We start from the raw sequence: 26,524 nt of genomic DNA, 5'->3' as shown, positions 1-26,524 counted from the left end.
CATTTGTTCGTTACATTGCCCTTTCGGGACGGAAAAGCGCGCTATATTACCAATAAACAACCGCGCTATAAATTACTGCTCCAGAATACATTCCAGCTCACTCAGTTGTTGCTGATAAGCCTCTGGATTATCGTTCTTGAATTTCTCCAAGTTCAGAAGCTTCCACTTCACCGATGGAAAATCCTGAAAGTCGTAGATCAACCAATCTGGCGTGAGGCGATTTAGGCTCAATAGAAAAGCCTTATCTTCTTCGCTCAAGCTGGCCTTTACCGCTTCGATAAGCTGAAGCCGTGTGGCCTCATAATCATCGTAACTAAACTCTATCGTCGTCATGCCTTCAAACTGATTTTCAAAAGCTGTGCGCTGATCAAGTAAGTGTGGATCAAGCATTTCATGGGTCGGGCGATTACTGCTCACCAGGCCTAGAATAAATCCTTGCTTGATCTCGTCCGTTAACCCCTCGTTTTCAAACAAGAGCTTTACATCAAATAAATCTCTTGGGTGCTGCCTATCTAAAGCAGCCCATAACTTGCCGCCATATAGCTGCGCCAACGGCACCAGCGGCATGGCGCAAAAGGCATCGAACAGCTCTTGAGCAGCTTCGCAAAGAGGCGCTTTACTCGGCTCGCCTAGCAAGCCCCGCCCTACCATATTCACTTCAATCTTGATGAGTACACCGCGCTCATCAAGCTGTAACTTACAAACCTTATCTTTGTGTTGAACCCGAATCGAAGGACGCAGCGCTTCTATACGCTTTTTAATCCTTAACAAAGCTGCATTAATGCCTTGGAGCGTTTCATTCCGCTCAGCGATCTCGACATAGGTTAAGTCGATGTCCACTGACAGCCTTGGCATATCACGTTAAAAGAGATTGACGCCGTACCGCCATTCATGGCAAAGGTCTCTTACTTGGCGACTTCAGGCAGCACATTCAAAAGAAACCTGGCCTGCTTTTATAGGCTTCATTCATGAACAGCTTCCAGCTCCTTGGGGACAGTTATTTGATACTTCGAAACATATACACCGTCATTCACGATTGATCGCTTACCTGAACCCAGATCAACCTTATCGAGGTTGATATAGCTAAGCCATTCATGGCCTGCCTTATCCGCCAAGTATATAAATAGGCGTTTTACCTTCACAGAAGTACAACCTTCCAGCAATTTTTGAACGCTGGCTGGCCGCAGATTGTTTAGCCCTTCCATCAACTCAAACACTTCCAAAAGCGGCTGCGACTTAGGTGCTAGGTAAAGACACTCCATAACCGCTCTGGCGGGGCTGGATACTCTTACCTTAAAGCCCTTATGCTGCATTTCTACCAAGCCAAGTTCCGGCGGTAGAAACGATGTCAGTTTACAATCCACACTGACACCCCAATCCCGCTTTTTGAACCAAAGGGGCAGACTGTCATCCTTGCCGCCAAAGAGCTGGACTGATTTAGTCGCCAGTTCCAAATAATGCGCCTTGCCCTGCATGGATAGCGCTGTTTTACCGGCTGGATGCACAGATAGACCTAATTGGCTTTGTAAGGCATAGATGCCGCCCAGATAGTCCACCTGATCGCTATGGCGTATCAACGCCCCTGTACCGATAGAATCAAACCACTGGCTTCGCTTGTAGCGTTTCTGCAAATCAAGGCTGTAACCCTGATCAGCTAGCCATGCCGAAGAGAGCACGACGCCCAAAGGCTGAGTGCTGAGCAGATGGTTTAATTTTGACTCATTTTCGGTACTCATAGTACCAATTTAACCAATTTTTTAAACTCAATCAATCAAAAGGTTTATATTTTGTCTTTTTTTGGTACTTTAAGTACCTAAAAAAAGGATATTTTAAACTATGAGCGGGGTTGCTGCCTTATTGGTCACCATTGAGTCTGTAGAGATCAATGGCACTTTTGAGGCTAGCTTTGGCGAGATTACGAGACAAGATACGCGAAGAATGAGCGATTATGGTCATAGAGCCGTTAATCCCCTGCCGCATCCGAATAATGATTCCAAAATATGTGGACTTCGCGCTGTTACTTGCTGACCTTTTGAAAGATCAAATTTAGTTTAGAGGTTAAGTGCTGCACTACCTTTGAGCACAAAACATTTCTGTTTAGCAGCAAAAAATATAAATGCCAAGACAGCGCATGGGGTTATTTTCAGTCAGTATTTTCAGCCGATGAGAACTGAACCATTAGGGCTCTGTTAGATGGGGGCTTGGTTAGATGAGGAGTCGGCCACAAGAGGCTCAAAAACTTTGAACCCAAAAGACTAAAATGCCTCAAAGCCCGAAGCAACCAATGCGCCTGAGCCCAGCGAAATACTTGGCCAAGATTAAAAGGAATTACTCTTATGGATAAGCCCCAGGAGCTGCCCAGCAAACTGATGGTACTGATATCGTTGGTGCAGGGCCTATGCCTGCTCTATTTGCACCAGGCCATTGAGCTGCACTACTGGCCCCACCAGCAACCACAGTGGCTATTCGCGCTCTACAGCTTAGCCTTTATTTGGCCCACCATGCTGCTGCTCGGGCTTACCCCCTACAATACCAAAGCCATCGTCAAATTCACGCTACCCTTTGCTCTACTTTGCGGTTTGCTCGGGTACTATACCGGCTACCAAGCCACCCCCATAGAGCATATTCGTTTTGATGCGGTGCTGTTGAGTTTTGTACTCACCATGGCCATTGCCACATTTAAAGCACTGATGTACAGCCAACAATGCGCCCTGGGGGAACGTGTTAGTTACAGCGCCCTGTTTCTTTGGTCCTGGCGTAACTTTCTAACGCTCTGCCTTGCGCTGCTTTTCGCTGGCTGTTTTTGGTTAATACTGCTGCTTTGGGGAGCGCTGTTTAAAGCCATCGGAATCAACTTCTTTCACAACTTGTTTGAACAACACTGGTTTTACTATCCGGCACTGGCCCTGGCCAATGGCTTTGGGGTCATCATCTTTCGCAGCCAAACACGCGTTATCGACACCATCACTCGCCTGCAACAGGCCTTGATGAAATTTTTACTCGTTGTTCTGGTATTGGTGTCACTGCTGTTTCTAACCGCACTGCCCTTCACAGGCCTCACTCCATTATGGGAAAGTGGTGGCAGTAGCCTGATATTGTGCATGCAGGCCTTAATGCTGTTTTTTGTTAACGCCGTTTATCAAGACGAACCCGACAATTGGCCCTACTCCAAATGGCTGCATCGCTTTGTCTACCTGGGTGTTGCCGCTTTACCCATTTATAGCGCCATCAGTTTTTACGGCCTGAGCCTACGGGTAGAGCAATACGGTTGGAGCCTTAGCCGCTATTGGGCGTTTTTGATTTGGTTCCTATTGGCCCTGTTTCCGCTGGGTTATTGGTGGGGGATCGCAAAAAATCGAGACCACTGGGTCCATCAACTTAGTAAGGTCAATGTGGCCATTGGCCTGGTGGTGTTGGGCGTAATGTTGCTGGTGAATTCCCCGCTGGTGGATTTCCGCAAAATGACCACAGCCGATCAACTGCAACGCCTTGCCGACAATACAGTCGCCGTAGATGACTTCGATATTTACTATTTTCGCCGCCACCTGGCGAGACAGGGCTATGAAGCCCTGCAATCCTTAAAAGAAAAATACGCGGATACGCACCCCAACCTAACGGTACGAATCAATGCGCTTTACGCCGATCATAAACAACCCAGTTCAACCAGAGAAGAATTCATGGCCGGCATAGAGTTTTTGACACAAAACCCGCCAGAGCCACTACTTACCACGCTTTATAAAAAAGAGTCTAAAAATCGTTGGAACTTGCAAAAAACGCAAAAAAATTACTTACGCGCGGTGGATGCCAACCAGGACGGCCGCTTGGAATACCTCTGGATACAACGGCGGGATGACTGGACGACAATCACCCTCTTTGTTGAAGAAGACTCAAACTGGCGGGCACTGCACCTGCAAACCCTGTGGAACAGAAAAGACAACGCCGATGCGTTTTACCAAACACTTGAAGATGGCGAGGTAGCCACACAACCCTCTGAATGGAACGATATTGTGATTGGCGAGACACGGTTTGAAGTTTGGACGCAGGAGTGAATCGCTGTTCAAACAAACAACTCTTTGATTAAAAAGCGTGCAGATAAAAAATAAGCTACAGAGCAACATCCCTACTCAGTTTTTAGTCAGGCCCCACCCTTAGCCAAGGGGGAATTCCGTCTTTTACGAGGTTATCATAGGCAGGTGTGCGGAAGCGGGGATTATCGGTTTTCTCCACCGCGATTTTGATGATGTTGCCATGTTCATTTCTATGAACGACAGATTTCAGATATCTCGGTTGTTGCTCTTCGTGACCCAAGGTAACCCCTAACGTTTTGAACAAAGACCTTCTTAACTAGGGCCCACCAAGTGCCGACTCTATCGGCAGGGAAGCCCGCACGGGTTCCACCAGCGGTGATAGCGCGAGGTCAAGCAGACCATGCACTTAACCAGCGAGCGCTCCAAAGCGTCAAACACCCTGCTCTCTGAGCATGGCAAATTGACATTTCGATTGCCAAAACCACAACCTCAGACACACCATAACCCGATGATATTATTGGATTTTACAACGTTAGTAAGGCCATGATGACTATGGCCATGGTGACTATGGCATGCTATTTTGCGGACGAATTCAAAGCTGTGCGCCATAGAAATCACCGCCCAGACGAGCCATCTTTGAGTTACCTGCAGGCCTTCCCCCATACCTGGGGAGCGCCATACACAGGGCAAGTTTTTCGGCTGGCCTTTTCTTCCCGTTTTCTGCTTATTGCAGAGAACCGAATCAAAACCTTGTTGTCAGATCACAATGGTACGCATCATACGTTATCTGAACATTCACTAACTGAGGATGTAAAGAGGCGTAAAAACACGCTCTACGTCACTCTAATAGTTTAAAAACAACATATAATCAGCTCATCAATTGTTCAGGGGCCTGCAACCGTCCATGGAAAACAGAAACAAATTTGAGTCATCCGCTGTCGTTAGTCTTTTTCAACACGCTGGTTTAAATGCGCCTTTACCGCTAAAGGCGGGCCTGGGAGACGACCAGTTAAACGCCTTTCTGCAGGGTGATGGGTCGGTGGAAATCGACGGTCGTCGCTACGCCGATATCGATGTCGCCATGGGCGCCGAAGCCCGGCACACCTCGGGCGACGCTTGGCAATTCTGGTCGTGGTACAACGAAGACCACCGCACCTGGAGCCCGCTGGCCCAACTGCGCGCCAAGCAAGCCCGGCGATTGGCACACAGCACCACAAGCCAAAGCATTACTGCCTACCCTGCCCGCCGCAACGCCCCGCCAAGGGTTAACACGCTACAGTACCCCAAAGGCCCCGGCGAGATTGGATTTATGGCGTGCCCTGGCCTCACTGGCAACGAACCACTGAACCAAGAGCTCGAAGCACTTCAATGCTGGGGCTGCGCCACTATTGTTTCCTTAGTGGAGCCACACGAGTTCACCATGCTTGGGGTGCCCGATTTCGCGCAATCGGTGCAGAGCAAGAATATGATCTGGCTACATCTGCCAATCCGCGACGGCCACGCACCGGATATGGCCTTTGAATCCAAATGGCGCCAAGTGGCACCACTACTTCACCGGCAATTAGCCTGTGGCAGTTCTGTGGTGTTTCATTGCCACAACGGCCAAGGCCGCAGCGCACTGGCTTGCAGCCGCATGCTGATCGAAGCTGGGTTAACCAGTGGCCAGGCAATCCATACAGTGGAGTCTACATTGGCCACGGCCTTTGACTCCCGCCACCAAGAGCGCTATCTCACCAACCATGCGTGGGGCGCGGATGCCGAACTAGCCGAGAGTGCCTTAGCCTAGGTACCTAAGGCTAGCCCCAGGCACCTACCTATGAGAGAGAAAAGTCTCTTAAACTGAAAAGCTCTCCTTGAATGCAAGTGAGGGCTTTTTCGTGCCTGGAGAAATAGGCTAGCGCTAGAACCAGGCCACAGACTGACCACAAAACAACCAGAGAAAGTTGGGCGCCGCCAAATAAGGCCGAGACCGCTATGTACCACCCCTGATGTACCACCCCTGATGTACCACCCCTGACGTACCACACCTGACGCCCTACCAGCGGTGAGGCTTCAGCCTAGGGTGCCCGCGTTTTCACTCTCAATGCGCTCTATTAATGCAAACCGGACTTAACTGGCTGACTGCCTTTAAGCCGCAACCGATAATCCCTGGGGGTTTCGCCGGTCTCTCTTAAAAACGCGGCAGTGAAATTAGACGGCGCAGAGAAACCCACGGTGTAAGCCACGCATTTAACGCTCATACCAGAAGCCAGTAAGCGCTTAGCCCTGTCCAGTCGGTACTCGGCAATGTACTTGCCGATGGAGCGCCCACGGCTAACCCGAAAGGCGCGAGTAAGCTGGCGCACTGAGAGATTGCACAAATCTGCCAGCTCAGCCAACGACGGCGGAATATCGCGCTCGGATAACCGCTCATCGATTCTGCGCAATCGCAGCTCAGACAACCCGCCACGAGACTTTTCTTCATCCACCGAGTGAAGATAACGGGATAATTCTATGATCACTTGGCTGGACAACAATTCAACCATGTTGCCACTGGCGAAGCGAGGGCTGCGCAGCTCTTCGCCAATTTGAAACAAAAGGCTGCGTATTTTTCCACTGGCGATATCCAGTGCGCCTTGCAAACGAGAGTCTGTCCACCGTAGGTTATGATCGAACCAGGGTGCGACAGCTTCTTGGGAAAAAGTAAAGACAATGCTGTTTTGGTGCCGACAATTGCTCTGCGCACGGATGCGATGCTCAGCCGGCAGTAGAAACAGATCGCCAAATGGCTCAAACCGTTTTGGACTCCAGTGGTCCACAAAGCAGGCTTGCGCCATCTCCGGCCGAGGCAACAACGACATTTCTAGGTGATAATTTTTTGGATGCCCGAGAATATCTACAGGCTTGTCCCAAAATTTACTGACCACCCGTACCTGACCTAAACCAACTTGGCTTTCGGCCTCGATTTTTTGTTCACCGGTAATTTGTTCCATACTCACCACTTTAAGACTTTTTTATATATTTTATTGCTTATGCAAGTTCAGAGTTGGGCTGTTCAATCATTACTGCTGAAACTGCACCAACAATGGAACTGCGGAGATTGCACTCATCGTGAGCTCCTCAGGCACGCCCATGTGCCAGACAAATAAGATTTATCTCTGAATTTGAACAGTGCAGGCATTGCTTAGTCGATCAATAACTAGAACTATTCTATTAGGTCTCATTTATTAGGACTAATAAACAACCTACGCTATTAAATCTGATAAACCCAAATAAAAAATCAACGGCCTTCAGCTTACACCAAAGCACTTATTAGGTGTACAGGATTTACCAAATCTTGCTAAGAAGACAGCTGCAAATAGACAAACAAACTGCAAGTGTTTAACAGCAGATCAGTAACGCATAGAAATGCAGTCGATAAAATCGTTTTATTATAAGAAAAACCGTTTACCGCGGCTCAGATAACGTTTGTCACCCCGGACAAAAAATTCATCACATTAATCCCTGGCGACCACTAGCACTGCTATTGGGAGTGCTAAACTCAATGCTACACAGGTGCAATGAAGGAGTAACGCGGGCGCAAACCGGCATTAATTTAGCACCTACTTAATCGCATAAACACTGATAAAACCGGCCAAAAAGATCATCTACATGAATAAAATAATTTGGATAATGGCTTTTTTTATAACGTGTTTTACTCACGCCAACGCTGGGCAAATCTACAAATGGGTAGATGAAAATGGAGTAACTCACTTTGGCACCACCCGGCCTGCTCATGCTGACTCCAGCAAGATGGATTTAAAAAAGCCACACAGGGCAGGTGTTGAACAAAAACAAACAAGACAGGCCACGCCCAAATCGCACAGTTCGGGCAATGTTAGAAAAACCCATACCATCGAGTCGCTAGCCGCGAGCCGAAAAAAGATGGACTGCAAAAAAACCATTTACTCGGCCAATGATCACATCGACGGCAAACTGGCCATCAACCAAAAGAATTTTCACAGCGGATACATTAACGATGCAACCTATCGCCAATCCGCGGATGCACTGGCAAAAATTAAAAAAGCCATGTCGATACAGGAATGCGACAGCGCCTCAGGTCCGGCACAGCTTTTTTACCAATGCGTTACCAGTAACGTCAACCGGCTGACCGAATGCAGCCGCAAGCACCAGTACGGGCACTAAGCACCTGATGGTGCTAATTTAACCGGCAAGATTAACCGGCGAGAAAGCGCTGCATATTAAGCGCAGTAAGCCGGACGATATTGTGCCTGGCTTCGGGGCTAATCCACGCGTTGTGTGGCGTTATCACTAAGTTTAACGGCTCTGCCAGGGCATCCAATAGCGGGTGGCCAGCCACGGGGGGCTCCGTAGGCAAAACATCCGTTGCCAGCCCCGAAATGTCGCCGGCGCGCAACGCCGTTAGGCAGGCACCTTCATCTATTACACCACCACGAGCACAATTAACTACCAAACACCCTGGTTTTACTTGCGCCAAGGTGTCGCTATTTAGTAAATGCCGCGTGTGGCTGGTTAGCGGGCAGTGAAAGCTCAAAACGTCTGCTTCGGGTAGCAGTTGCTGTAACGGTGGCCGGCTATCGGTAGAGTCACCAGGCCTTGCCGCCACACTAACCCGCATCCCAAACGACTCAGCAATAGAAGCCACCCGCCGCCCAATATGACCACTGCCCTGCAATACCAGATGCTTGCCGTGCAGTTGCGTGGTGGTGTAGGTGTTTAAGCAAAAATAAGGGTTGGCTTGCCACTGCCCCTGTGCCACGGCAGCTTGGTACTGCGGATAACGCCCCGCCAGTGACAGAATCAGCATCCAGGTATGCTGCGCTACATAGTCTGCGCCGTAGTTTTCAACGTTATACACCGGAATAGACAAGGCCAGGGCTGCTTGCTGATCCACGTTGTTAGTACCGGTGGCCAATACAAATACCGCCTTGCGGCCCTGTAATTGGCTTGCGCCAAGGACGACTTTGTTACTGAGCACTAACTGGGCATCGCCTAAATGCTCGTCCACCTGGCTTGCGGTGGTGGTGCTGTGCACAATAAGATCGGATACCAGGGTTTGTATCGGAGCAAGATCAATATCCTGCCCCAGGGTCGCGGCATCGAGGATGACGGCTTTCATAAATTACTCCGGCAAGGCTGCACATTCGGGCTTGGGTTAGCCTCAGTGTAAAAGCAGCTCTTGGCGACTGTAAACTGTCGATCCTAACCGGGTGCGCCCAATGACGGCCTACTCACCCTGGCGGCGCATTTTCTCCCGACGCTGGGTGGAGATGGTTTGCTCTGACACCTTAAACTGACGCACCATGTCTGAAAGCTTGTCCCCCAGCTTGGTGATGTCGGTGCAGACTACTTCGGCGTCTTCCTGTATTAAAATAGACCGACTAAAGCAGTTATTTAACAATTCATACTCCTGGTTAACACGCTCAAAATTCTTACCCTGGTTAGCAATAGCCTCTGAGATTCCTTGCACCCGATCAGAAACGTTTTGCATGGCGCTGGTGATAGAGCCCAGCTGTTGCGTGGCATTTTGCATTTTGCCAGAGCTGTTAACGGCGTTAGCCCGTCCTTGTTCCATGGAATCCACCACGGTTTTCGTACCTTTTTGAATGGCCGCCACCATGTCGGAAACCTCCTCGGTGGACTGCCGCGTTTTAAACGCTAGGGTACGTACTTCATCCGCTACCACAGCAAACCCGCGGCCAGCTTCGCCGGCGCGGGCGGCTTCGATGGCCGCGTTTAACGCCAGCAAATTGGTCTGTTCGGCAATGCCATTAATGACATCCACCACCGAAACGATGCGCTCCGAGTCCGCTCGCAGGGCTTGAATATCGGCAACCGACTGCTCCATGTTGACGGACAACAAGTCGATAGCCACAGCAGCGTTGCTTACCACCTCACGGCTGGTATCCACCACCTCGTTACCTGTCGTAGTCGCCTGATGTATTTCCGCTAGTTGCACAGCCACCTGCTCTGATGAGTGATGGGTTTCCTGTAGTGAGGAATTGATATCGCCGGTGTGCGCTCGCTGCTCTTCAACGGAGCTGGCGAGGTTACTGATCACCTCTTTTTGGTCTTCCGAGATAGGAACCAAACGCACAATGGAAGACAGCAAATCCGAAAAGGTTTTATCTAAGTTGCCAATAAAGGTATTAAATTCATGCCCCAGAGCCGATAGCTCGTTATTACCTTTTAACGGTATACGCTGGGTTAAATCGCCTTCACCACTGGCCAGCTCCGCAACCAGTTTGGTCATTTCTCGGATTGGCCGAGTTAACACGCTAGCAATGGCCCAGGCCAAAATGCCACCGCAGAAAATCGCCAGGCAGGTGATGATCATGCTGCGCGAAATAATATTGGCCTGCAACTTTTGAATATTACTGAACGCCTCGGACTCATCAATTTCACTCATCAGCACCCAATTAAGACCATTGATGTTCAACGGCTTAAAGGCAGACAGAACAGAAACACCGCGGTAATCGGTGAATATATCGTAACCCTCGGTGCCGGCTAAGGCTTGCTGTGTGCCCTCAGTGCTGACGCGCAGCAATCCGATGGTCGTGTCTTTGTCGGCCATTTGTTTTATGTTTTCAGCGGGCATTTCTAAACTGGACATCAGCTGCAAAAAACCGGGTTTGTCTTCCAATAGAAAACGACCGTCACTGCGCATGTACCCATCTGCGCCAACAAGATAGGTTTCGCCAGACTGCCCTAGACCATTGGCCTGCCACTGATGGTTGTGAGTCATGATATTGTTGATACGATCAATAGGCATTTGAAAAATCAACACCCCGGTGATTTTGCCTTCTACCATGATTGGCGAAGAGATAAACGACGCCGGAGAATTATAGGACGGAACGTAGGGTGCAAAATCGGTAATAAACGTCTGATCGGCTTGGTTGGCGGTGAGCGCCATCTTAAACGCCTGGCCGAGGCCAGAATCGGCATAGGGGCCGGTTTTTAACGAGGTTGCGTAGTCCAGCTCTTTAAAAACCGAATAAACAACACTGCCAGAATTGGCGTCCACCAAAAAGATATCGTAGTAGCCGAAGGTTTGTAAAAATTGGCGAATAACCGGATGGTAGCGGTCGTGATGGTAATCGTAAATCGTGCCAGTGTTGGCTGCACTAAGGGAGTCTTTCTCACCCAAGCCGGCGGGGTTTTGCGTGATGTAAGTGTGTTGCATCAACACAGCGGGGCTGTGGATTGCTTCAGCCAAATAACCCGGACTGGACGAGCGATTATCGTTTAAGCGACGGAATTTGGCGTCATATTCATCGCGATAATAAGGCAAGAGCGCGCTCCGCTTTGCGCTAATTTCGGCTTCACTGGCGTTTTCAGTCGCCTGTACAAACGCCGGCGTAAAGGCACTTAAAGCCTCTACAACCATTAAATCGCTAGAGTAAGTAACGATCTGATCTTCAATGGTTTTAAAGTAATCCTCAATACGCGCACTGGTTGCGTTGCGCACTGCAATTAAGCGCTTTTCTGCTGACTCATTGAGCGAATGCCCCGCTTTACTGATGGCGGAGCTACTGATACCGACACTGATAGTTAAACACGTTACTGATACCAAAAATATGCATAAAATCACCAATTTGGCTTTAATTGTAAAGGTCATTTCCGGCTCCCACACCTACTACTGCTTTCCAAAACAGTTGCCGCCCGTCCCTCGCCGGCACCCCACCGACAAAGAACTGAGCAGGCTTACCTCCTAAGCCACCATTCAACAAATAGTAGCCGCTGTTAAAAGGATTTCGGCCGCCATTAGGTTTCCTTTAGTGTCCACTAAAGTTTATTGACGCGACAGACTCTAATGCCTCAACGCGGCGCACTGATTCGAGTGCCGCTAGGCCTGTTGAAACGGGTTTGTTTAAGTTTAGGCTAATAAAGCCAATGTGTTGGGATTTCTGGGTAATACGCCATGCATTGTCGCTGCATAGGTAGGCTGGGGCTTCATTGATACTCTGAGAACGCGCCTCGAACGCATCTGCGAGTAGGATGAACCACGGAAACGGGGTTAGAACGCAAAGTTAAACGGCCTAAATTAATTTATTGCGATTAATAGTGTGGGCTATGGGCTGAGGTAGCGCGGAGCTCATAACATAGTCCACCAGCGCATCGGCTCTTAAAGGACGGCTAAAATAGAAGCCCTGGCCGTAATCGCAGCCCATGGAGCGCAACAATAACATCTGCTCTTTGGTCTCGACGCCTTCGGCCACGGTGTGCAGTTTAAAGTTTCTGGCCATTTCGATAATGGTTTTGACCAGATTGTAGTCCTCACCACGCTCGCAGATATCGGCGATAAATTCTCGGTCGATTTTAAGAACATGGAAAGGGAATTTACGTAAATAAGCGAGTGATGAATAACCCGTACCAAAGTCATCCATGGCGATGCCAAACCCATGGGATTGCAATTGCCGCAATTGCACACGGGCTTTTTCTGGCTTTTTAACCATTAAGCTTTCGGTGAGTTCAATGTTCACCAGCTCCGCAGGAAAGTTATAGGTTTTGGCAATGTTAACCAGCGGCTCAACATCGCGGTTAACAAACTCCTGCGGCGAGCGGTTAATCGCAACGCCAATAGGAGCGGCCGTTCGCGCATTCAGCTGGGCCATGGTTTTAATGGCTTTTTCTGCCACACAGTAGCCAAGCTCTGGCATCAAGCCGTAGTTCTCAGCCACAGGGATAAACTCTTCCGGTGATACCTCACCCAATTCTTCATCCGTCCAACGCGCCAAGGCTTCACAATGGGACACCACGCCACTTTGCAAATGAATAATGGGCTGGAAGTGGACTTCAATGTGACGCGACACAATAGCCTTGTGCAAGCGCTGCTTCACTGTTTGTTGGCGAAACGCTTTTATTTTTAGCGAACGATTGAAAAATGCGTAGGTGTTTTTGCCTTCCAACTTAGCGGAATACAGTGCTTGATCCGCTTCGGAATAGAGCTTTTCTGCGTATTTGGCGTCATCCGGATAAAAGCTAATACCTATGGATGCGGTCAGCGTATAGTGGCTGCCATCCACTAAAATAAACTGCGTTTTGAAGACATCGAGCAGGCTTTGCACTAACGCGGCAGAGTCTTTACTGCGCTCCACCCGAGCAAATACACCAAATTCATCGCCACCTAAGCGAGCCAATAGATTACCCTGGCTTACGCTGTTCATGAGTCGTGCGGCAATCGCACTTAACACCTGATCGCCGACTAAATGCCCCCTTGAATCGTTGATCTCTTTAAAATCATCGAGGTCAATTAGGAAAAACGCCCAGCGGGTGGTAACGCCGGAGTTCTCTTTTAACAGATTATCGATGCGGCCATTGAACTCATATCGGTTCAGCAAGCCGGTGAGTTGATCATGGGTGGCCTGATAGGTAATAAGGTTTTGCGCGGCGCGCTCTTGGGAGGTGTCTTTGTGCACAAACACGTAGCTTTGCACCCGACTTTGGTTGTCTCGCACCGCACTCACCGAGGTAAACACGGAATAGTATTCGCCGTTTTTACGCCGATTAACCAGCTCACCCTGCCATACACCATTGAGCTTTAGGGCCTGCCACATTTTTTCACGCACGTTCTCGGTTTGGCCGCCGTAGAACAACACCTGTGGGCTTTTGCCCATGAGTTCTTCCCGGCTATAGCCCGACATCCCCTCAAGCTTTTGATTTACATAGATGATGTGATTATCACTGTTGGTAACAATAATGCCATCGGAAGTGTGGCTGTAGATCTGTTTGGCGACCAACAAACTGTGGTTTTGATCATGCAGTGTGGTTAGCAGCTGATTGATACTGCCCTCGTGCCGGGAGCGCTCTAATTCTGCACTGGCGCGCAAGGCAAACAACCGCAAGGTATGGGTAAGTAAGTCACTGTCCACCACCGCCGTGCTGAACACAATGCTGAGTAAGCCAATAGCGCGGCCAGCATGATCTTTTAATACGATGGACAGGAATGCTTTACCAGAAAATCGCTGTAGGAGTTGGTCGTCTGGGAATCGCTCGCAAGCGCGATCAGGTAGGCAACAAGCGCCATTCATTATGGTCTGTAGGCTAGCGGTATTGTGCAGGGGGAAGGAGAAACTGTCGAGATAACGGCCGCGGCCATAAACAGATAAAGTATGACCCGTTTGCTGGTCATCGGATAGCTCACAGACAACGGCGTAATCCGCCGCAACCAGTTCGCTTAACGTGCTTACCAGTTCAGCAAAATATTGCCGAGAACTTAAATGTTCGAGCCGCGTGCTGGAGGCCGTTATTGCCTGCTCAAGCAGGTTAGACATTCCCTACTCCATCAGTGCACGCTGGCCGATATACAGTCAATATGTTCGCAGTCACTACCACAACGCCGCACACCTTTACTCTAACCACACCATCGTCTTATCGACTATAACGATGGTCCACCTTGCTTGGGGCCTTGCCCCAACCACCTTGCTTACTACCATACTTACAATTATTTACAGTTTTGTAATCAGCGCGGGGGCGGTGTAACGCCTCTCCCTGGCCGCCAATATTCCGTCTAAAGACTTTGCTTTAGACAACTAAGCGATTTTCGTTCCAACTGGTTAAATAGCAGGCAAAATACGTCGTATTTGACCTTCACTATACGGTAACTCATTAATAGGTTGCACTTATGCACTGATGTTAGGCGTTTTTAGTGCTTGACTGTGCTTTGAGTATAACAATTAGCAACAACAAATAAACAAAAATTTACTTAACATGCATAAAGTAAACAAGTCAGTGACATAGTAACAACCATTAAAGGCGTCTAATTACTCGAATTGATACCTCTGTCACTCACTTAAATGATGCCCTGGATGCACAGACCACTGATTTTTTACAGGTAGGTGGAGTTTTACTTCATGGTGGGGTGCAGGGTTTTACCAAACACATGCTCAGACTCCCCAATCACATGGCTACTAGCACCCACAATCAGTGGGTCCGGCGCGCGTACAACACTGGTGTCTTTACCAGCGTAGGGCAAATGTCTGAGAAAATGCTGCATGGCATTAATGCGGGCACGCTTTTTATCGTTGGACTTGATGATTGTCCACGGCGCATCGGCGGTGTCGGTGTAGAAGAACATGGCTTCCTTGGCCTCGGTGTAGTCGTCCCACTTGTTTTGCGACGCCTTATCTATAGGCGACAGCTTCCACTGCTTAAGCGGATCTTTGCGGCGCTGCGCGAAACGGCGGGCCTGTTCGTCTTGGGTGACCGAAAACCAGTATTTAAAAAGATGGATATCCGAGCGCACCAGCATCCGCTCAAAATCTGGGCATTGGCGCATAAACTCCAGATACTCGTTAGGTGTGCAGAATTCCATCACTCTCTCTACCCCGGCTCGGTTGTACCAAGAGCGATCAAACAACACCATTTCGCCTCCCGCCGGTAGATGCTGAATGTAGCGCTGAAAGTACCACTGGGAACGTTCCGCCTCGGTGGGCTTTTCCAATGCCACTACCCGCGCACCGCGAGGGTTTAGATGCTCCATAAAACGCTTGATTGTCCCCCCTTTGCCGGCCGCGTCTCGGCCTTCAAACACAATCACCACCTTTTGCCCGGTTTCTTTCACCCAACGCTGGGCCTTGAGTAATTCTACCTGCAGCTGCGTTTTCTGTTTTTCGTAGACTGATCGGCGCATTTTGTTCTTATAGGGGTATTCACCGGTTTCAAAACTGCGCTTTATGGCTTCCGGGTCGTGCCGCTTTAGCGCCAATGCGTGCAGACTCTGGCCCACCGTGGAAGATCGAGCACCAGTTTCAATAGAGGTGCCGTCGCCCTCATCAAATTGCTCGCTCATTAGTTCTTGTTTTACAGGGTTGGATTGATTTTGCCCCGGGCTCTTGCTGGGAGTATTAGTGGGGGTATCACTGGGAGTATTTTCGGTATCGTTAGCCATTTAGCCTCCAAATCTAAGCTCATTGCAATCGGTTAACACGGTTCAACGCCGGCTGCCTATCTTCTGCGAAAAGCTGCCCTAGCAATATGAGAGCAGTATCCACTAAAGCTACCAGCTGCTTTTGGCAATCCCTTATGGTCAAAAATGCTATTGAGCGAATTAGCCGTTCTTTTAAGCTGGGACAACGCTTGGATTCTTGTTCTACCTAAGCACTTACTCAAAAATAACGATAACGACTTGCCCGGATAACACCATGAATAGCTTCAGCTTCGGTACGGTTGCTTCCTTAATAAGCGCGCCCGGCGCAGTGCAACAACTTAACAATATCTGCCGTCAATTAAAAATCAAACGGCCGTTTATCGTTACTGACCCCGGTATAGAGAAAAGCGGCTTAGTAGCGCAGGCGATGTATCCACTTAGCCAGGCCGGCGTAAACTGTGAGTGTTTTACCCAAGTTATTGCCGACCCACCGGAAAACATCATTTTGCAGGCCGTGGAAATGGCTAAGGCCTGTGCCGCCGACGGTATCATTGGCCTGGGTGGTGGCAGCTCTCTGGATACCGCTAAGCTGGTGGCATTACTGGTTAATAGTGACGAGCGCTTGGTGGATATTTACGGAGTTGACAATGTACAGGGGCAACGGCTGCCTCTGATAATGATCCCCACCACCGCAGGCACTGGCTCTGAGGTAACCGCGGTGGCCATTGTCACCACCGGCAATACCACCAAAGCTGGAGTAGTTTCCCCGGTTTTATTTGCCGATGTGGCGTTGCTGGACGCAGAACTGACTCTGGGACTGCCCCCAGCTACCACCGCGATGACCGGTATCGACGCCATGGTGCACGCCATTGAGGCCTACACCAGCAAACTCAAGAAAAACTCCTACTCCGATATGCTCGCCCTACACTCTCTAAAACTGCTTAGCGCTAATCTGCTAACCGCGTTTTCTGATGGCACTGACATTGAGGCGCGACAACAAATGCTGCTGGGCGCCTGCTTGGCCGGCCAAGCCTTTGCCAATGCCCCCGTGGCGGCGGTTCACGCCTTGGCCTACCCATTGGGGGGCCACTTTCACCTCCCCCACGGGCTGAGTAACTCGCTGGTATTACCCGAAGTATTAAAATTCAACGCCACCAGCGCAGCCAGCTTATATGCCGATTTGGCAGATTTGATAGTGCCTTCTAAACGTGGCGAGGGCGTGGATGCACAGGCTAAAACAGCGCGTTTAATCGAGTATTTTATCCAGTTAATCGATGAGCTGGCGCTGCCCAATCGGTTATCCGAAGTTGGTATCAAACAATCCGATTTACCCATGCTCGCCAAGGATGCCATGTTGCAACAGCGTCTGTTGGTGAACAACCCACGTGAACTCAGCGAGCGCGACGCGCTGACGATTTATCAAAACAGTTTTTGAGGCCTCCATGGTAAACCCAGATAGCTTGCGCGACCAATACGCTTGGTTTTTACCGTTGACCACTCGTTGGATGGATAACGACATTTACGGCCATATTAATAATGTGCAGTACTACTCCTACTTTGACACGGTTACTAACCACTTTTTAATTGAGCAGTGCGGCCTGGACATCCGCCGCGGCGATGCCATTGGTTACATTGTGCATTCGGAGTGCAACTACCTCAGTGGGGTCGCCTTTCCGGCCACACTTGAGGGCGGACTAAAAGTCAACAAATTGGGCAATAGCTCGGTTCAATATGGGCTGGGTATTTTTGAACAGGGCAAGTCTACCGCCTGCGCTTTCGGTAATTTCACCCACGTATTCGTCGATCGCGAAAGCGAACGCCCGGTACCCATTCCTTTAACGATTCGAACGCAATTAGAACGGCTTTCCCAAACGCGGCCAAGCCAGTAGCACAGTGACAATAACAATAAACGAGGACTTTCCACATGAGTAATTTATCCGTACCGCGCGATCAAACCAACGACTACAGCCGCGAGGCCGCAGCCCTTAGACGCCGATTTATCGAAGAGCACACTGGCGCAAATTTAGAGCACACCTGCAAATTTTCCTTCGACCCTGCCATGCTACCCGGCAACATTGAAAACTTTACCGGCGTGGTACAACTCCCCGTGGGTTTCGCAGGCCCTATTAAAGTCAATGGTGAGCACGCCCAGGGCGATTTTTTTGTGCCCATGGCCACCACCGAAGGTACCTTGGTTGCCAGTTACAGCCGTGGCATGATGATTACCCGCGCCGCCGGCGGTATCACCACCACTGTGGTAGACGATGCCATGCAACGAGCACCGGTCTATGCTTTTGCCAACGCCCGAGAAGCACGGGATTTTGGCCTATGGGTGAATGAGAACTTTGCCGGCATAAAAGCCGCAGCGGAAACCACCACGCGCAGCGGCAAGCTGAGAAACATTCAACAGTTTGCGGCCTCTAAATTGCTCTACCTACGCTTTAATTACACCACCGGAGACGCAGCCGGCCAAAACATGTGTGGCAAAGCGACCTACGTAGCCTGCCAATGGATCAGCCAAAACTACCCAGGCAAAGTCAGTTACTATTTTTTATCCGGCAATATGGATACCGATAAAAAGCACTCTGCACTTAATACGTTACACAGCCGAGGCAAACGCGTGGTTGCAGAGGTCACCATCCCCAGACAATTAATTTTGGATCGACTCAGAACTTCCCCGGAGGCCATGTACGCCGCCCGTCGCACCTCGCAATTGGGTGGTTTAATGGCCGGCGCTGTGCACAATGGCGTGCACCCCGCCAATGGCATTGCCTCTATGTTTATTGCCACCGGACAAGATGAAGCCAACGTTGCCGAGGCCCACGCCAGTTTGGTGCATGCAGAAGTAACACCTGAAGGCGATTATTATTATTCCGTCACCCTACCTTCCCTTATTGTCGCCACCTATGGCGGCGGCACTGGTTTGGCAACACAAAGGGAATGCTTAGAAGTAATGGATTGCTACGGCACAGGCAAAGCGAAAAAACTGGCTGAAATAATAGCGGCTACCGTCTTGTGCGGAGAGATCTCCCTCGGTGCGGCTGTTGTCTCCGAAGAATGGGTAAGCAGCCACGACGACTTAGGCCGCAACCGCCCCTAACTTAAACCTAAACCTAAACCTAAACCTAAACCTAAACCTAAACCTAAACCTAAACCTAAACCTAAACCTAAAACGAGAATAATAATGATGTTAGGTATTCGTAAAGAACGACTTATTTTTGGCGTATTTTTAATACTACTGATCATAGCCATTGAGCTGGTGCTGCACCACTGGCATTTACCGGCCTGGCCGGTATTTATGGTGATGATCTTTTTCTTTGAAACCCACATGGATAAATCCAAAGCCCATAAAATCATTATGGGCGGGCTTGTGGGTATCGCCTGCTACGTCGCCACGGTTAAATTTGTTGAGCTGGCAGCGCCCAGCTTGGGAATTGCCGCAGCTCGTTTAGCGTTTGTGTGTACCGTGGTCTACGCCATAGTCGCTTTTGGCGAAGTGCTTCCTGCTATCTTCAATAACTATGCGTTTATGTTTTACTTGGTAAGCGGGCTAGCGGCTAGGGCGGATCAACCAGCGCCACTGCTGTGGGCCGGCTTAGTCGTCGTCGGTGGTATCGTGGTGGTTATGGGCATTTTAGGCATACGCCTAATAATGGCCAAAATAAGCCAACCACAAGCAGCAACTGAAGGGCATTGATGGCAAACATTAATTAGGCACAAAAAAAGCGCTGTGAAAAGCGCTTTTTTGTACCTATTTCTCTAACTATTTCTCTGTGCCCGTTTAGTCTGCGCGGACTTATCCGCGCGGGCTGATCAACGCAAAGGAGGTGTTAAATAGGGCAGTGTTGCACCAGGGTTCTCGGCGCTCTGCTTAAGTTCTAACTTTGCAATAGTTTGCAGGTGCACCTCGTCCGGGCCATCGGCAAAACGCAGGCAGCGGCCTTGAATATAGCTCTCTGCCAAGGGTGTGTCTGGTGTTAGACCCATGGCACCAAACACTTGGATCGCGCGGTCCACTACCCGGGTGTGCATCGCTGGCACCACGGCTTTGATCATAGAAATTTCTTTTCGAGCAGCCTTCGCGCCTTGGTGGTCAATCATCCAAGCCGCTTTAAGTACCAGTAATCGAGCTTGGTCGATTTCCATACGGGATTTGGCGATCCACTCGGCAACCGTGCCGTGCTGATGCAAGTATTTACCAAACGCTTTACGCTCCTGCGCACGGGCAGTCATCAGTTGTAACGCTAACTCAGCCGCACCAATAGAGCGCATGCAATGATGGATACGGCCTGGGCCCAAACGCGCTTGGGCCAGAGCAAAGCCACTGCCCTCTCCGCCCAGGCAATTTGCCACGGGCACGCGAACATCCCGAAATACGATTTCACAGTGCCCTTCCGGCGAATGGTGACCAAGCACAGGGGGATTACGAACAATTTCAATACCCGGTTGATGGCGAGAAACCAACACCATACTTTGCTGTTGATGACTGGCCGCATCAGGGTCGGTTTTACCCATCACAATAAACAATTGGCAATTGGGGTGGGCGGAGTTGGTAATAAACCACTTGCGACCATTGATAACGTATTCATCGCCACTGCGCTGAATATTCATGGTGATATTCGTGGCATCGGAGGAAGATACGTCTGGCTCGGTCATACAAAAGGCCGAGCGAATTTCACCATTGAGCAACGGTTCCAGCCACTGCTGCTTTTGCTCCGGTGTGGCAAACATATGCAATAACTCCATATTGCCCGTATCCGGTGCGTTACAGTTAAACACCTCCGATGCCCAATGTACGCGCCCCATAATTTCGGCCAAGGGTGCGTACTCTAAATTAGTTAAGCCAATACCTGGCTCATCCGGTTTTAAGCTTGGTAAAAATAAGTTCCATAGGCCCTGGCTTTTGGCCAGCTCTTTAAGCTCCGCCATAAAAGGTACCGGGAAGGTACCCTCTTCAATGGCCTCGTTGTACTGTCGAATCCTTGGCTCTATGTGCTCGGCCATAAAGGATTCGAGCTGCTGGCTAAATTCGACTACGCGCTCTGAATACGCAAAATCCATAACTATTCTCCGCCTACATCGCTAATATGCCGCCATCCACGGCTAAGGTTTGGCCGTTGAGATAGCTGTTTTCCGGTGATAGTAAACTCACCATGGTGTTTACGATCTCCTGTGGTTGACCGAGTCTTTTCATGGGAGATGCCTGAGCAAAAGGACTGTCATCATCCTCAAACGGAGTGTCGGCAATTAAAGGCGTTGGGCTGAAATATGGGCATATTGCATTGCAGCGAATATTTTTACGTCCGTACTCCACAGCGGCCGTTTTAGTGAGTCCCACCACCGCGTGTTTTGCGGCACAATAGGGGGCCAGCTTGGGAGCAGCGCCTAACCCAGCCATAGATGCTACATTAAGAATAATACCGGAGCCCTGTGTCAGCATTTGCTGTATTTGGTACTTCATCCCAAAGAATACGCCCTTGGTATTAACAGCAAAATTAAGATCAAAGTCCTTTTCTGTCATCTCGATTAACGGGCGAATTGCAGTGGACATGCCGGCGTTGTTACAGGCCATATCCAATCGGCCAAAGCTATCAACTGCCAATTTCACTAAATCTTCACAGGCCGATTCGTCAGTCACATCACAATGCTGGTAAACCACCTGGGTGCCTTGATCAGCCAGGGTTTGCGCCACCGTTTGGCAGCCATCGAGATTTAAATCGCCAAGTACCAGCTTACATCCCCGCTGGGCCAACGACTTTGCCAACAGCGCGCCAAAACCACTGGCAGCACCGGTAATTAAAACCACTTTATCTACGAATAAATTTTCCATTTTAGTTTCCCTAAAGAGTCAGGCCACCATCAACCACAATGCACTCGCCGTTGGTGTAACTTGCGGCATCTGAAGCCAAATACAAAACTGCGCCGGCCATCTCTTCCGGTTTGGCGTGCCGCCCCAATGACACTTTATCGACAAAGCTCTTGTAGATATCTTGGTTATCAAACAGCGCTCCTGCAAACTTGGTTTCGGTTAAGCCAGGTAACAATGCATTGACTCGAATACCCAAAGGCCCGCACTCTTTCGCAAAGGCCTTTGTCATACTGACCACGGCCGCTTTACTGATCGAATAAATGCCTTGGCCTACCCCGGGCTGCAACGCATTCACAGACGCGGTGTTAACGATGGCACCCTTACCCTGCTTCTTCATGAGTTTTCCGGCCGCAGCGGACATAAAAAAGTAACCGCGAATATTCACATCCACGGTCTTTTGAAACGCCCCGAGGTCTGTATCTAAAATGTGGCCAAAGTAGGGGTTCGCCGCTGCGTTGTTGACTAAAATATCCAGCCGACCGTATTGCGTTTCTATTTGATCAAAGGCCGCAGTAATGGCTTCCATATCGCCAACATGGCAAGCCAACGCCGTTGCATCGCCACCGTTTTGATTAATGGCATCGGCCACTTTTTGGCAGTCGTCGATTTTTCGGCTCGATACAATTACCCGGGCTCCGTGCTGAGCCAATAAATGAGCTATCGACTCGCCTATCCCTCTGCTGGCGCCAGTTACCAAGGCCACTCGGCCACTAAGATCGAAGGGGTTTTGTAGGTTATTCATTTATATCTCCAATACCAGTTTACCGGCCACCTGCCGATCCATTAGACGCTGAAGCGCCTCGGGGGCTTGCTCTAAGGCAAACACCGCGTCGGTGACCACTTTTATTTTTTCTTCTAGAAACCAGGTGAACATTTCTTTCACGTTCTGTGCGTATACCTCTGGCTCGTTTTCAATAAAATTACCCCAGAAAACACCCGCGACGCTAAACTCCTTGACCAGGGCGAGGTTCACAGGCAACTGAGGAATACGACCACTGGCAAAGCCCACAACCAAAAGACGGCCGTTGCGCGCCATACTTCTACAGCACTGGTCGAAGGCATCGCCACCCACCGGGTCATAGACGACATCGACACCTTTACCGGCGGTAACTCCTTTCAATGCTTTGCGCAGATCATGGCTTGCATAATTAATTAATACGTCAGCCCCGTTTTGCTTCGCCACTGCCAGTTTTTCCTCGCTGGAACAGGCGGCTATCACCTTGGCTCCCATGGCTTTACCGATTTGTACCGCAGCGATGCCGGTGCCACCTGCAGCGCCGAGCACCAATAAGGTTTCGCCAGCTTTAAGCTGGGCACGTTGCTTTAAAGCGTGATGGGCAGTACCGTGGGCACAAGCAAGGTTGGCAGCATCGGTGAAGGATACCGCGTCGGGTATGGGCATTAAGCACATCGCTGGCACGGCTATTTGTTCAGCGTAGGCACCGTAGCCTGGATGAACGCCAAGCACTCGTGTACCCGCAGGAAATTGATCCACACCGTCGCCAAAGGAATCCACAACTCCAGCGAACTCAAACCCTGGCACAAACGGTAATGGCGGTTTAACTTGATACAACCCCTGCACCACTAACGCGTCAGGGTAGTTCACGCCGGCGGCTTTTACGTTAACGACAACTTCGCCGGGCTTCGCCACCGGCGATTCAACATCCAGTAATTTTAATTCCTGAATAGGCGCAAAATTCTCACATACAATGGCCTTCATTCTGACTCCTTATTATTCACTATTATTTGGCAGCTAGGTTGGAAAACCGGCCGCCACAGATGATTGCGAGAGCTTGCCACAACGGCGCGTTCTTTCTCGGCGGGATTTTGTTCGACAAAGCTGGGAGCTTTAATCAATAACCTGCTCTGCCAACTGCCCTAAAACGGTAACCAATTTCCCCATTTGCAAGGCGTTTTGGTTAGATGCGTTGCCTTGTAAGGCGCGCTTGTATACACCCTGTACGATGGCCGCCAAGCGAAAAAAGCTAAACGCCAAGTAAAAATTCCAATGCTGCAATGCGTTTTTATTTCGGTTTTGGCAATAGCGCTGTATCAGTAGTTCTTCGCTGGGGATGTGCAGTTTTTCGCGGTCCAAGCCGCCCAGCCCACTACTGTGCTTGGTGGGAGGTAGACGCAGACACATACAAAAATAGGCTAGGTCCGCCATGGGATGTCCGATGGTAGACAACTCCCAATCCAACACGGCCTGGCCTTTCGCTTGGCCCGGGTAAAAAACGACGTTATCGATGCGATAATCTCCGTGTACCAGACACGCCTGGCCGTCGTCTTCCGGGCAGTGCTTTTGCAACCACTGAATAAGCGCTTCAATACTGGGGTTAACTTCCGTTTCGGCAGCACGGTACTGTTTGCACCATCGGCCTAGCTGACGCTCAAAATAGTTGCCCGGCTTGCCGAAGTCGGCCAGGCCAGCTTGCTCAATATCGACACTGTGTATGGCGGCCAATATATCGATTAATTCATAAAAATAGTCAGCCCTACCATCGGCTGGTATACCCGGTAGAGCAGGATCCCAAAAAATATCGCCCTGCTCGTAGCTCATCACGTAGAATAAACCGCCAGTAATGGCTTTGTTTTCACAGAAGTAAACACTCTGTGCCACCGGCACCGCGCTATTCGCTAAGGCCTCTATCACCTTAAATTCCCTATCCACTGCATGGGCAGATGGCAAAAGCTTACCCGGTGGTTGGCTGCGCAGAACATATTGTTGGTTATTGGCCGTAAGCAGATAGGTGGGATTGGATTGACCACCGGGAAACTTTTTTGCAGTGAGTAGTCCAGAGAAACCTTCTACATTGGCTTCCAGCTCTTGTTGCAGCAGCTTGAGGTCCAGGTTTTGGGGGGGGTCTTCCGCCATAATGTTTCCTATTTATTCGTCCACCGCTTTACTGGCTGCTCGTGGTTATTTTAAAAATGAAATTTAACGGGCGAAAATACGGTATCTTAGAAAAAAACAGACCTATTTTTGCCTAGCCACTTGGGTAGCTTGACACAATCGTAGTGATGTATGGCGATGCTTAGATAGAACCATGCAGCGCGCCGAAGTAGCCAAACCAGTTTACCGAGCTGCTAGCAACGAGCAATAACTAAAATCCGCAGCTCGGTTAACTAAATCTGCCACTGCCTGCGATTAAATACAAAAGAGCGCCTATGAACGCAACTCCCGGCGGAGAATTTTTCCAACGTTAGATTTTGGTAGCGCGTCCATCAACTCTATTTTTTTCGGCACTTTGTAGGCGGTAAGTTGCGAACGTAGGTAATTCTTAAATTCCGCTTCGTCGAAGCCATCGGCATCAGGGACAACGAAAAGTTTGACGGCTTCGCCGGAGTTTGCGTCAGCGACGCCAATGGCGGCGCATTCCAAAACACCGTAAAACTGACTGGCGACGTCTTCAATTTCGTTGGGATAGACGTTAAAGCCGGATACTACAATCATGTCTTTTTTACGATCGACTATGCGGACGTACCCGTCTTGCTGAATAACGGCCATATCACCGGTTTTTAACCAACCCTCGTCATCCAGCACTTCTTTGGTAGCATCCGGTCGCTGCCAGTAACCTTGCATTACCTGGGGCCCGCGTACACACAGCTCACCGACTTCGTCATTGCCTAGGCGATTGCCACTGGGGTCTGTGGTTTTCACCTCCGTGCCGGGTACGGGATAGCCCACAGTACCCGGTTGAATTTCCCCCGGTGGGTTTGAACATACTACCGGCGAGGTCTCTGTTAGACCATAGCCTTCGGCAATTTGGATTCCCGTATGATCTTTCCACGCCTTGGATATTTCACTGGTCAAAGCCATGCCACCGGAACTGGTGCTGCGCAAGGCGCTAAGATCACATTGGTTAAACCCTTCGTGGTGCAACAGTGCATTAAACAGTGTATTTAAACCCACAAAACCCGTTAGTTGCGCCGATTGAACTTCTCTGACTAACGCATCAAGGTCTCTTGGGTTGGCCACAAGCACATTATGACCACCCCTAGACACCGACGCCATACAGTGCACGGTAAAAGCGTAGATGTGGTACAGGGGCAACGGGCAGAGCGTAACTTCAAGGCCATCACGAAAAATATCGGCTAAATGCGTGGTTACTTGGCGGGCATTAGAGGTGATATTACTGTGGCTCAACATCGCGCCCTTGGAGACACCGGTGGTACCACCGGTGTATTGCAGCATGGCGATGTCATCCGCAGACTGCGCAGTAGGTTGTGCGCTGTTTTTTGAGCCCAGCTCTAAGGCTCGCAGTAAGCTAAGGGTTTCAACGCCGATATTAACAGGCTCCTCAGGAGCCGGAATAACCACCCCGGCCTGGCTGAGCGAGGGCCCAAGTTCCAACGGCGAAGTAACCACCACCGTCTCAATATTGGTGTTAGCAACCACCTCTGCTACACCACCCACCATCATCGATGCCACCACCACCAATTTGACGCCGGCATCGTTAAATTGGTGAAGCAACTCGCGGGCGGTATAAAGCGGGTTGGTATTTACAACAATCATTCCGGCTTTCAACGCTCCGTGCACCAGCACCGGGTATTGAATTAAATTGGGTAATTGAAGCGCAATACGGTCGCCCGGCTGCAAGCCGGTGTGGTGCTGGAGATAACTGGCAAAATTATCGCTAAGCCGATCAAGATCGGCATAGCTCAATGACTGGCCCAAACCTGAAAACGCGGTTTTATCGCCGTAACGCAGACAGGCTTCAGACAAGATCTGAGGAATAGTTAGATCGCATTTCATAA

Annotated in this window: 20 protein-coding genes; 7 read left to right on the top strand and 13 right to left on the bottom strand. The window is 49.9% G+C overall.

Annotated elements, in window-relative coordinates; genetic code table 11:
- Window positions 1-72: 72 nt before the first annotated feature.
- Both ACGHM3_RS05830 and ACGHM3_RS05825 read right to left on the bottom strand, forming a co-directional pair.
- Entirely contained in the window at window positions 73-840 is a 768-nt protein-coding gene (locus ACGHM3_RS05830) for a nucleotidyl transferase AbiEii/AbiGii toxin family protein (protein WP_345421349.1), read from the bottom strand.
- Between the two features lie 122 nt (window positions 841-962).
- Window positions 963-1,736, bottom strand: a complete 774-nt coding sequence (locus ACGHM3_RS05825; RefSeq protein ID WP_345421352.1) for a type IV toxin-antitoxin system AbiEi family antitoxin — start codon at window positions 1,734-1,736, stop codon at window positions 963-965.
- 600 nt (window positions 1,737-2,336) lie between these two features.
- On the opposite strand from ACGHM3_RS05825, the gene ACGHM3_RS05820 reads away from it, so the two are divergent.
- Both ACGHM3_RS05820 and ACGHM3_RS05815 read left to right on the top strand, forming a co-directional pair.
- Window positions 2,337-4,049: a DUF4153 domain-containing protein gene (locus tag ACGHM3_RS05820; protein WP_345421355.1), complete on the top strand. Its 1,713-nt coding sequence runs from the start codon at window positions 2,337-2,339 to the stop codon at window positions 4,047-4,049.
- A gap of 883 nt (window positions 4,050-4,932) precedes the next feature.
- Window positions 4,933-5,814 carry a hypothetical protein gene (locus ACGHM3_RS05815; RefSeq protein WP_345421358.1) on the top strand — a complete coding sequence of 294 codons (882 nt, stop codon included), beginning with the start codon at window positions 4,933-4,935 and terminating at the stop codon, window positions 5,812-5,814.
- A 307-nt stretch (window positions 5,815-6,121) separates the two neighbouring features.
- Here ACGHM3_RS05815 and ACGHM3_RS05810 read toward each other — a convergent pair whose 3' ends face one another.
- Complete coding sequence (locus ACGHM3_RS05810; protein ID WP_345421362.1) at window positions 6,122-7,000, bottom strand: AraC family transcriptional regulator; 879 nt, start codon at window positions 6,998-7,000, stop codon at window positions 6,122-6,124.
- A 658-nt stretch (window positions 7,001-7,658) separates the two neighbouring features.
- Between ACGHM3_RS05810 and ACGHM3_RS05805 the strand changes: the two genes are divergently transcribed.
- Entirely contained in the window at window positions 7,659-8,192 is a 534-nt protein-coding gene (locus ACGHM3_RS05805; protein WP_345421365.1) for a DUF4124 domain-containing protein, read from the top strand.
- Window positions 8,193-8,223: 31 nt separating this feature from the next.
- Here the strand turns inward: ACGHM3_RS05805 and ACGHM3_RS05800 are convergent, their stop codons facing one another.
- From ACGHM3_RS05800 to ppk2, 4 genes are all read right to left on the bottom strand, one after another.
- Window positions 8,224-9,147, bottom strand: coding sequence for an NAD(P)-dependent oxidoreductase (locus tag ACGHM3_RS05800; RefSeq protein WP_345421368.1), 924 nt, complete (start codon window positions 9,145-9,147; stop codon window positions 8,224-8,226).
- A 108-nt stretch (window positions 9,148-9,255) separates the two neighbouring features.
- Window positions 9,256-11,646 (bottom strand): methyl-accepting chemotaxis protein, encoded by a 2,391-nt coding sequence (locus ACGHM3_RS05795; RefSeq protein WP_345421371.1) that lies wholly within the window; start codon window positions 11,644-11,646, stop codon window positions 9,256-9,258.
- A gap of 421 nt (window positions 11,647-12,067) precedes the next feature.
- Window positions 12,068-14,302, bottom strand: coding sequence for an EAL domain-containing protein (locus ACGHM3_RS05790; protein WP_345421374.1), 2,235 nt, complete (start codon window positions 14,300-14,302; stop codon window positions 12,068-12,070).
- A 572-nt stretch (window positions 14,303-14,874) separates the two neighbouring features.
- Window positions 14,875-15,918, bottom strand: coding sequence for a polyphosphate kinase 2 (gene ppk2, locus ACGHM3_RS05785; RefSeq protein WP_345421377.1), 1,044 nt, complete (start codon window positions 15,916-15,918; stop codon window positions 14,875-14,877).
- A gap of 253 nt (window positions 15,919-16,171) precedes the next feature.
- On the opposite strand from ppk2, the gene ACGHM3_RS05780 reads away from it, so the two are divergent.
- From ACGHM3_RS05780 to ACGHM3_RS05765, 4 genes are all read left to right on the top strand, one after another.
- A complete protein-coding gene (locus tag ACGHM3_RS05780; protein WP_345421380.1) occupies window positions 16,172-17,332 on the top strand; it encodes an iron-containing alcohol dehydrogenase in 1,161 nt (386 codons plus the stop codon).
- A gap of 7 nt (window positions 17,333-17,339) precedes the next feature.
- Window positions 17,340-17,786 (top strand): thioesterase family protein, encoded by a 447-nt coding sequence (locus tag ACGHM3_RS05775; protein WP_345421383.1) that lies wholly within the window; start codon window positions 17,340-17,342, stop codon window positions 17,784-17,786.
- Between the two features lie 35 nt (window positions 17,787-17,821).
- Window positions 17,822-18,997 (top strand): hydroxymethylglutaryl-CoA reductase, encoded by a 1,176-nt coding sequence (locus tag ACGHM3_RS05770; protein WP_345421386.1) that lies wholly within the window; start codon window positions 17,822-17,824, stop codon window positions 18,995-18,997.
- Between the two features lie 84 nt (window positions 18,998-19,081).
- Complete coding sequence (locus ACGHM3_RS05765; protein WP_345421389.1) at window positions 19,082-19,594, top strand: hypothetical protein; 513 nt, start codon at window positions 19,082-19,084, stop codon at window positions 19,592-19,594.
- A 116-nt stretch (window positions 19,595-19,710) separates the two neighbouring features.
- Here the strand turns inward: ACGHM3_RS05765 and ACGHM3_RS05760 are convergent, their stop codons facing one another.
- The 6 genes from ACGHM3_RS05760 to ACGHM3_RS05735 all read right to left on the bottom strand — a co-directional run bounded on the left by ACGHM3_RS05760 (window position 19,711) and on the right by ACGHM3_RS05735 (window position 26,522).
- Window positions 19,711-20,958 (bottom strand): acyl-CoA dehydrogenase family protein, encoded by a 1,248-nt coding sequence (locus tag ACGHM3_RS05760; RefSeq protein WP_345421392.1) that lies wholly within the window; start codon window positions 20,956-20,958, stop codon window positions 19,711-19,713.
- 13 nt (window positions 20,959-20,971) lie between these two features.
- Window positions 20,972-21,727, bottom strand: coding sequence for a glucose 1-dehydrogenase (locus tag ACGHM3_RS05755; protein ID WP_345421395.1), 756 nt, complete (start codon window positions 21,725-21,727; stop codon window positions 20,972-20,974).
- Between the two features lie 10 nt (window positions 21,728-21,737).
- On the bottom strand, window positions 21,738-22,508 hold the full coding sequence (locus tag ACGHM3_RS05750) for an SDR family oxidoreductase (RefSeq protein ID WP_345421398.1): 771 nt from the start codon (window positions 22,506-22,508) through the stop codon (window positions 21,738-21,740).
- Window positions 22,509-23,486, bottom strand: a complete 978-nt coding sequence (locus ACGHM3_RS05745; protein WP_345421401.1) for an NADPH:quinone oxidoreductase family protein — start codon at window positions 23,484-23,486, stop codon at window positions 22,509-22,511.
- 129 nt (window positions 23,487-23,615) lie between these two features.
- Window positions 23,616-24,641: a phosphotransferase family protein gene (locus tag ACGHM3_RS05740; protein ID WP_345421404.1), complete on the bottom strand. Its 1,026-nt coding sequence runs from the start codon at window positions 24,639-24,641 to the stop codon at window positions 23,616-23,618.
- A gap of 291 nt (window positions 24,642-24,932) precedes the next feature.
- Window positions 24,933-26,522, bottom strand: coding sequence for an AMP-binding protein (locus ACGHM3_RS05735; protein ID WP_345421407.1), 1,590 nt, complete (start codon window positions 26,520-26,522; stop codon window positions 24,933-24,935).
- Window positions 26,523-26,524: the final 2 nt, after the last annotated feature.

The sequence above is a fragment of the Halioxenophilus aromaticivorans genome (assembly GCF_042850945.1).
GTDB classification, from domain to species: domain Bacteria; phylum Pseudomonadota; class Gammaproteobacteria; order Pseudomonadales; family Cellvibrionaceae; genus Halioxenophilus; species Halioxenophilus aromaticivorans.
The sequence above is the reverse complement of the archived record's forward strand: the minus strand, read 5'-3'. Positions and strand labels throughout refer to the sequence as shown.